Below are 8726 nucleotides of genomic sequence, written 5' to 3' on the forward strand. Positions count from 1 at the left end.
CCTGCGCGGTCCATGTGGCCGTGGACGCTATGGCCCCATGGCACCCCTATGGGCTCGCGAATCGCCGAAAAGTATGTCCTGGCGCAGGCGCGCTACGCCTCGACCACTCAAGCCCGACAAGCTCCCAGCGAGGGCTTTCAGCTGCGCTAGCGGGTTGTCCAGGTGTGCCGTAGCGTAAAAAAACGGATGCGCTAGGGACTGCGCCAGCTGCGGCAGCATGTGACCTTGCGTGTCGGCGGCGCGCCGCCGACGTAACCACTCACCCCTTTTTCACCGGTGAAATGCACTTGTAGCAGTGGCATGTGGCTTGCTTCATCATAGGCGCACATCCGGGGGGACATCAGTGGGATGACGCTGGTGCCGACGAGCCGCGAATGCTGCCTGGAGGCGCAGTGCGTGGCTGCGAAGGTCGGGTCAGGACGTCGCACCGGCGACGTAAGCTGTAGGGAGATGAAAACGATGACGACAAAAGATGGGCACGCCATGGACGGTTCCGACCGGGAGCATTTGCGCCCGGCGCGCATGCGCATCAAAACCACGGTATTGATGAGCCACGGCGAGGAGTCCCATCCGACCGACCTGATCGATATCTCCGCCACCGGCGCCTTGCTGCGCCGACCGGCGGCATGGAACGGCCAGTCTGGCGAGAGCTGGATGCTCGACATGATCTTCGGCGGTGACCTGCACATCCACCTTGAGGCGAAGGTGGCTCGCGTGTCGGAGCGGCACATCGGTTTTGCGTATACGCGCATTCCGGAGGACAAGCAGGTGCCGCTGTGGAATCTGCTCGGTGGCTATGCCGACATCCTGGAGATGTGGCACGACGAGTGAGGGAGGAACCGGGAATCGTCAATCGTGACAGCGGTGTCCGGCAAGCTTGCAGGCGATCGCTCTTAATCGATTGACCATTCCCGATTTACGATTCCCGCATCAAGCACTAGCCACCTGCTTCTTCTCATCCCGCAATTCACGCCGCAGGATCTTGCCTACATTGCTCTTGGGCAGCGCATCGCGGAATTCGATGGTCTTGGGGCGTTTGTAGCCGGTGAAGTTCTCGCGGCAGAACTCCTTGAGCTGGTCGACCGTAAGGTTCGGGTCCTTGCGTACCACGAACAGCTTGACCGCTTCGCCGGAATGCTCGTCGGGTACGCCGATGGCCGCCACTTCGGCGACGCCGGGGTGTTTCATCACCGTGTCCTCGATCTCGTTCGGATACACGTTGAAGCCGGACACCAGGATCATGTCCTTCTTGCGGTCGACGATGTAGACGTAGCCGTTCTCGTCCATCTTGGCGATGTCGCCGGTGTGTAGCCAGCCGTCGTCCGTGAGCACCTTGGCGGTTTCGTCGGGGCGCTTCCAGTAGCCCTTCATCACTTGTGGGCCGTGCACCATCAGCTCGCCCACTTGGCCGATCGGCAACGGCTGGTTGTCCTCGGACCAGATCGCCACGTCGGTGGAGGAAATAGGCAAGCCGATCGAGCCGTTGTATTCCTTGATATCCAGCGGATTGATGCAGGCGGCAGGTGACGTTTCGGTGAGCCCGTACGCTTCCGCCAATGTGCAGCCGGTGACCTTCTTCCAGCGCTCCGCTACCGCACGCTGAACCGCCATGCCGCCGCCCAGGCTCAGATGCAGACGGGAGAAATTCACGCTTTCGAAACCCGGTGTATTGAGCAAGCCGTTGAACAGCGTGTTGACGCCGGTGATCACCGAGAAGTGCGAATGCCGCAGCTCTTTGACGAACGCCGGCATGTCGCGCGGATTGGTGATGAGGATGTTCAGGCCACCGAGGCGCATGAACACCAGGCCGTTCGCGGTGAGCGAAAAGATGTGATACAGCGGCAGCGCCGTAATGACGACTTCGCGCGCCTCCTTGAGGTTCGCGCCGATCCAGGCGCCGGCCTGCATCATGTTCGCCACCATGTTGCCATGGGTGAGCATGGCGCCCTTGGCGACGCCGGTAGTGCCGCCGGTGTATTGCAGGAAAGCGATGTCGTCGTGCGTGATCGACGGCTTCGGCGTGTCATGTTTTGCGCCGGCCGCCAAGGCATCCTTGAAGCGCGCCGCATGCGGCAGCGCATAAGGCGGCACCATCTTCTTGACGTGCTTGAGCACGAAGTTGATCAGCACGCCCTTGGCGCCGAGCAGATCGCCGATGCCGGTGGTCACGACGTGCTTGACGTGGGTTTCGGCGACAATCTGCTGCAACGTCGAGGCGAAGTTGTCCAGCACCACGATCGCGACTGCGCCCGAGTCTTCCAGTTGATGCTTGAGTTCGCGCGCGGTGTACATCGGATTGGTGTTGACCACCACCATGCCGGCGCGCAGCGCACCGAACAGCGCGATCGGATATTGCAGGATGTTCGGCAGCATGATGGCGACGCGATCGCCCTTGGCCAGTTTCAATTCGCCGGTGAGGTAGGCGGCGAATTGCCGGCTCAGCGTATCGATGGCGCCGTAGCTCAGCCGCTTGCCGAAGCTGGAGAACGCGTCGCGCGCCTGGAAGCGTTCAAAGGCCTCTTCGAGTACCGCCACCACCGAGGCGTACTGATTGATGTCGATCTCTGCAGGTACGCCAGCCGGATAGTGACTCAGCCACGGACGCTGATTACTCATGTTCAATCCCAAGTTCCCTGAATTATTGCCAATAGTGATGGCCGCGCGCATCAGGCATCATGACGGCAAGGCATTGGAGCATACGCCAGCGTACAGCGGCAAGCCGCGTCGCAGCGACGTCTCCCGGGGAAGTTGCTGGAAACCGAGCATGAAATACCTGTACCGATTTTCGTTCCTGGCATTGTTGATACTGCTGGCCGGTTGCCATCGCGCACCGGATGAAGTGTTGATTCGGCAAGCCATCGACAAAGCGGTCCAGGCGGCCGAACAGGTCGACGCGTCGGCGGTCGTCGCACCGCTGCCGGATGATTTCGACGGCAACCATGGCGCGATGACGCGCCAGGACATCGGCAACCTGCTGCGCGCCGCGAGATTTCGTGGCGAAACCTTGCATGCGGTGCTGGGACCGGTGGACGTGCAGCCACGCGGCGAGCGGTATGTGGCGAGCTTTACCGTCACGCTGACCAGCGGCGGGAAATTGTTTCCATCGCAACTAGGCGTGTACAAAGTGGAAACCGCGTGGCGCAGGGAAGGGCACGACTGGCGCTGCTATAACGCGACATGGACGCAGCAACTGTAGGTTGGGGTGCGCGTATGCGAACCCCAACACGGGATGCTGGTGACATGGCGATGTTGGGGTTCGCATGCGCTCACCCCAACCTACGGAGTCAGGCGGCTTTCTTGCCTGCCAGCTGACGCAGTACGTATTGCAGGATGCCGCCATGCCGGAAGAATTCGCGTTCCTTCGGCGTGAGCAGCAGCACCTTTACGGTAAAGGTCTTCTCACCCTTGTCGCTCTTCGCCACGACTTTGGCTTCTTTCGCTTCACCATCGGTGAGGCCGGTGATCTCGAAGGTTTCCTTGCCGGTCAAGCCCAGCGATTTTGCATTCTCGCCGTCCTTGAATTGCAGTGGCAGCACGCCCATGCCTACCAGGTTGGAGCGATGGATGCGCTCGAAGCTTTCGGCGATGACGGCTTTCACACCCAGCAGCAGCGTGCCCTTGGCCGCCCAGTCACGCGAGGAGCCGGTGCCGTATTCCTTGCCGGCGATCACGATCAGCGGTGTCTTGTCGGCCTTGTACTTCATGGCCGCATCGTAGATGGCCATCTGTTCGCCGCTCGGCACGTACAGCGTGTAGCCGCCTTCCACGCCATCGAGCATCAGGTTCTTGATGCGGATGTTGGCGAAGGTGCCGCGCACCATCACGTCGTCGTTGCCGCGGCGTGAGCCGTAGGAGTTGAAGTCTTTCGGCTCCACGCCCTTGGCGATCAGGAAGCGGCCGGCGGGGCTGTCCTTCTTGATGGAACCGGCGGGCGAAATATGGTCGGTGGTGATCGAATCGCCGAACAGGCCCAGCACGCGTGCGCCGTGGATGTCTTCGAGCTTGCCCGTCTCCATCGTCATGCCCTCGAAGTAGGGCGGGTTCTTGATGTAGGTGGAGTCGGCCCACTGGTACACCGCGCCTTCCGGTGATGCGATGCTGTTCCAGCGGCTGTCGCCCTTGAACACGTCGGCGTAGTTTTTCTTGAACATCTCCGGGCTTACGGCACCGGCCATGAGATCGGAGATTTCCTTGTTGCTCGGCCAGATGTCTTTCAAGTACACCGGTTTGCCGTCGCTGCCATGGCCTAGCGGATCGGTGGCGAGGTTGACGTCCAGCGAACCGGCCAATGCGTAGGCCACGACCAGCGGCGGCGAGGCCAGGTAGTTCATTTTTACTTCCGGATGCACGCGGCCTTCGAAGTTGCGGTTGCCGGACAAGACGGATGCCACGGCGAGATCCCCTTCGCCGATGCCATGGCTGATCTCCTGCGGCAGCGGACCGGAGTTGCCGATGCAGGTGGTGCAGCCGTAGCCGACCAGGTAGAAGCCGATTTTTTCCAGCTCCTTCAGCAGGCCGGTTTTTTCCAGGTAATCGGTCACCACCAGCGAGCCAGGGGCGAGCGAAGTCTTCACCCACGGCTTGGCTTTCAAGCCTTTTTCGGCGGCTTTCTTGGCCAGCAGGCCGGCGCCAAGCATCACCGCCGGGTTGGAGGTGTTGGTGCACGAGGTGATGGCGGCAATCACCACCGCGCCGTCCTGCAAGCGGAACTGCTGGCCGTTCATCGAGATGTGCGGGCCTTCGGCCAGCGCGCTGGCGTCGTGGCCCACGGCGGTGCCGCCGCCTTCGCTGGCAAGGCGCGCCTCTGCACGCGCTTCGCCGCCGTTCTTGCGGTTGGCGGTGAGCGCGGCGAGGCTGTCGTGATAGCTCTTCTTGACGTCTTCGAGCAGCACGCGGTCCTGCGGGCGCTTGGGGCCGGCCAGCGACGGTTTCACCTCGGCGAGGTTGAGTTCCAGCGTGGCCGAGAACTGCGCATGCGGCGTGTTCTCGTCATGCCACAGGCCTTGCGCTTGCGCGTATTGCTTCACCAGTTCGATCTGGTCTTCATGGCGGCCCGACAAGCGCAGATAGTTCAGCGCTTCCTGGTCGATCGGGAAAATGCCGCAAGTGGCACCGTATTCCGGCGCCATGTTGCCGATGGTGGCGCGATCGGCCAGCGGCAGATGCTTCAAGCCATCGCCGAAGAATTCCACGAACTTCCCCACCACGCCAAGCTTGCGCAGCATCTGCGTGACGGTCAGCACCAGGTCGGTAGCCGTTACGCCTTCGGACAGCTTGCCGCTGAGCTTGAAGCCCACCACTTGCGGGATCAGCATCGACGACGGCTGCCCCAGCATCGCCGCTTCCGCTTCGATGCCGCCCACGCCCCAGCCCAGTACGCCCAGGCCGTTGACCATGGTGGTGTGCGAATCGGTGCCGAAGACAGTGTCGGGATAGGCCCAGTCTGCGCCGTCCTTCTTGCCGGTAAACACTACCCGAGCGAGATGTTCCAGGTTCACCTGGTGCACGATGCCGGTGCGCGGCGGCACCACCTTGAAATTGTTGAAGGCCTTCTGGCCCCAGCGCAGGAACGAATAGCGTTCGTGGTTGCGCTCGAATTCGATATCGACATTCCTGTCGATCGCCGAAGGCGAGCCGAACACATCGACCTGCACCGAGTGATCGATCACCAGCTCGGCCGGCGCCAGCGGATTGATCTGGTTGGCATCGCCGCCCAGCTTCACCACGGCATCGCGCATCGCGGCCAGGTCCACCACGCAGGGCACGCCGGTGAAGTCCTGCAGCACCACGCGCGCGGGCATGAAAGCGATTTCCGTATCCGGCTCGGCCCTGGGGTCCCACTTGGCCACCGCTTCGATTTCCTTCTTGGTGACGTTGACGCCGTCCTCGTGGCGCAACAGGTTTTCCAGCAGGATCTTCATCGAATAGGGCAGGTGCTTCAGATCGAAGCGCTGGCCGAGCTTGGCGAGGCTGGCGAACTGGTAGGTGCTGCCGTTGACCTTGAGGGTATCGCGGGTGGCGAATGAGTCCAGCATGGGGAGAGCTCCTGTTGCTTGAAGACTTGAAAACGCACGCGGCGTAAAGCGGGGATGCTAAAGCAGCGGGCGTTAGGGGAATTGCAAGGCGATCGCGTTCCGGCTTGGGGATGCCGGGAAGTTTGAGCCAATTCCCTGGGCATGCAAGTTACGCCTGCCTTGCAAGATTTCGAACGCAGGCGGAAACAGCTTGTCGTTGCTGCCGTTTGGGGCCGGCTGGCAAAATAGGCGGCTTCGCAGCTATCCCTTTTGGGCGATGGCTGTTCACGGCCAATGCCATCCTCCAAGGATTCGATCGCATGCTCAACGCTTATCGCCAACACGTTGCCGAGCGCGCCGCGCTGGGCATTCCCCCGCTGCCGCTGTCGGCCCAGCAGACCGCCGACCTGATCGAGTTGCTGAAGAACCCACCTGCGGGCGAAGCGTCCTTCCTGGTTGACCTGATCACCCACCGCGTGCCGGCTGGCGTGGACGATGCGGCCAAGGTCAAGGCTTCGTATCTTGCCGCCGTGGCGTTCGGCACCGAGCAGTGCGCGCTGATCAGCCGCGAGAAAGCGACGGAATTGTTGGGCACGATGCTCGGCGGCTACAACATCCAGCCGCTGATCGAACTGCTGGATGACGCGCAGGTCGGCGGCATCGCGGCCGAAGCGCTGAAGAAAACGCTCTTGATGTTCGATGCCTTCCACGACGTGAAAGAGAAGGCCGACAAGGGCAACGCCCATGCGAAGTCCGTGCTGCAGAGCTGGGCCGATGCCGAATGGTTCACCAGCCGTCCGCAGGTGCCGGAGAGCCTCACCATCACCGTGTTCAAGGTGCCGGGCGAAACCAATACCGACGATCTTTCGCCGGCGCCCGACGCCACCACGCGTCCGGACATCCCGCTGCACGGTCTTGCCATGCTGAAGAACAAGCGCGACGGCGCGCCGTTCCAGCCGGAAGAAGACGGCAAGCGGGGCCCGATCCAGCTCATTCAAGACCTCAAGCAGAAAGGTCACCTGGTGGCCTACGTGGGTGATGTGGTCGGCACCGGTTCCAGCCGCAAGTCCGCTACCAATTCCGTGCTGTGGTGGACGGGCGAGGACATCCCCTTCATCCCGAACAAGCGCTTCGGCGGCGTGTGCCTGGGCAGCAAGATTGCGCCGATCTTCTACAACACGATGGAAGATGCCGGCGCGCTGCCGATCGAGCTGGATGTTTCCAGCATGGAGATGGGCGACGTGGTCGAACTGCGTCCCTATGAAGGCAAGGCGCTGAAGAACGGCCAGGTGATCGCCGAGTTCCAGGTGAAGTCCGACGTGCTGTTCGACGAAGTGCGCGCCGGCGGCCGCATTCCGCTGATCATCGGCCGCGGCCTCACTGCCAAGGCGCGCGAAGCGCTCGGCCTGGCCCCGTCCACGCTGTTCCGCCTGCCGCAGAATCCGGCCGATACCGGCAAGGGCTACACGCTGGCACAGAAGATGGTCGGCCGCGCCTGCGGTCTGCCGGAAGGCAAGGGTGTACGTCCGGGGACCTATTGCGAGCCGAGGATGACTTCGGTGGGTTCGCAGGACACCACTGGCCCGATGACGCGGGACGAGCTGAAGGATCTGGCGTGCCTGGGCTTCTCCGCCGAGCTGGTGATGCAGTCCTTCTGCCATACCGCCGCCTATCCCAAGCCGGTGGACGTCAAGACGCACCACGATCTGCCGGCCTTCATCTCGACCCGCGGCGGCATCAGCCTGCGTCCGGGCGACGGCGTGATCCACTCCTGGCTCAACCGCATGCTGCTGCCTGATACCGTCGGCACCGGCGGCGACAGCCACACGCGCTTCCCGATCGGCATTTCGTTCCCGGCCGGTTCCGGTCTGGTGGCGTTTGCGGCTGCAACGGGCGTGATGCCGCTGGACATGCCCGAATCGGTGCTGGTGCGCTTCAAGGGCGAACTGCAGCCGGGCGTGACGCTGCGCGACCTGGTCAACGCGATCCCGCTGTACGCCATCAAGCAGGGTCTGCTGACGGTCGCCAAGCAGGGCAAGAAGAACATCTTCTCCGGCCGCATCCTGGAAATCGAAGGCCTGCCGAATCTGAAGGTGGAGCAGGCGTTCGAGCTGTCCGATGCGTCCGCCGAACGTTCCGCCGCCGGCTGCACGGTTCACCTCGACAAGGCGCCAATCATCGAATACATCAACAGCAACATCACGCTGTTGAAATACATGATCGCGCAGGGCTATCAGGACGCCCGCAGCCTGCAGCGCCGCATCAAGGCGATGGAAGCATGGCTGGCCAATCCGCAACTGCTGGAGCGCGATGCGGATGCCGAATACGCCGCAGTGATCGAGATCGACCTGGCCGACGTGCACGAGCCGATCGTGGCGTGCCCGAACGATCCGGACGACGTCAAGACGCTGTCCAACGTGGCCGGCGCCAAGATCGATGAAGTGTTCATCGGTTCGTGCATGACCAACATCGGTCACTTCCGTGCGGCGTCGAAGCTGCTGGAAGGCAAGCGCGATATCCCCACGCGCCTGTGGGTGGCGCCGCCGACCAAGATGGATCAGAAGCAGCTCACCGAGGAAGGTCACTACGGCGTGCTCGGCACCGCTGGCGCGCGCATGGAAATGCCCGGCTGTTCGCTGTGCATGGGCAACCAGGCGCAGGTACGCGAAGGCGCCACGGTGTTCTCCACCTCCACCCGCAACTTCCCGAACC

The 8726-nt window shown here is 62.5% G+C and carries 5 protein-coding genes; 3 read left to right on the plus strand and 2 right to left on the minus strand.

Annotated features, from left to right (window positions below; genetic code table 11):
• Nucleotides 1-459: 459 nt before the first annotated feature.
• Nucleotides 460-831, plus strand: coding sequence for a PilZ domain-containing protein (locus VMA74_RS10300; protein WP_325366670.1), 372 nt, complete (start codon nucleotides 460-462; stop codon nucleotides 829-831).
• 99 nt (nucleotides 832-930) lie between these two features.
• Here the strand turns inward: VMA74_RS10300 and VMA74_RS10305 are convergent, their stop codons facing one another.
• Entirely contained in the window at nucleotides 931-2616 is a 1686-nt protein-coding gene (locus VMA74_RS10305) for a long-chain-fatty-acid--CoA ligase (RefSeq protein WP_325366671.1), read from the minus strand.
• 148 nt (nucleotides 2617-2764) lie between these two features.
• On the opposite strand from VMA74_RS10305, the gene VMA74_RS10310 reads away from it, so the two are divergent.
• Complete coding sequence (locus VMA74_RS10310) at nucleotides 2765-3196, plus strand: hypothetical protein (RefSeq protein WP_325366672.1); 432 nt, start codon at nucleotides 2765-2767, stop codon at nucleotides 3194-3196.
• Between the two features lie 88 nt (nucleotides 3197-3284).
• On the opposite strand, the gene acnA is transcribed toward VMA74_RS10310, so the two are convergent.
• Nucleotides 3285-6035, minus strand: a complete 2751-nt coding sequence (acnA, locus tag VMA74_RS10315; RefSeq protein WP_325366673.1) for an aconitate hydratase AcnA — start codon at nucleotides 6033-6035, stop codon at nucleotides 3285-3287.
• 299 nt (nucleotides 6036-6334) lie between these two features.
• Here acnA and acnB point away from each other — a divergent pair.
• Nucleotides 6335-8726: bifunctional aconitate hydratase 2/2-methylisocitrate dehydratase (gene acnB, locus VMA74_RS10320; protein ID WP_325366674.1), on the plus strand; the 2392-nt coding region annotated here is incomplete at its 3' end.

Source organism: Dyella sp. (assembly GCF_035508675.1).
GTDB lineage: Bacteria > Pseudomonadota > Gammaproteobacteria > Xanthomonadales > Rhodanobacteraceae > Dyella_B.

Bases quoted from the DNA above. Each gene is read 5' to 3' on its own strand.
- VMA74_RS10300 (WP_325366670.1), top strand. From the start codon at position 460: ATGACGACAAAAGATGGGCACGCCATGGACGGTTCCGACCGGGAGCAT.
- VMA74_RS10305 (WP_325366671.1), bottom strand. From the start codon at position 2,616: ATGAGTAATCAGCGTCCGTGGCTGAGTCACTATCCGGCTGGCGTACCT.
- VMA74_RS10310 (WP_325366672.1), top strand. From the start codon at position 2,765: ATGAAATACCTGTACCGATTTTCGTTCCTGGCATTGTTGATACTGCTG.
- acnA (WP_325366673.1), bottom strand. From the start codon at position 6,035: ATGCTGGACTCATTCGCCACCCGCGATACCCTCAAGGTCAACGGCAGC.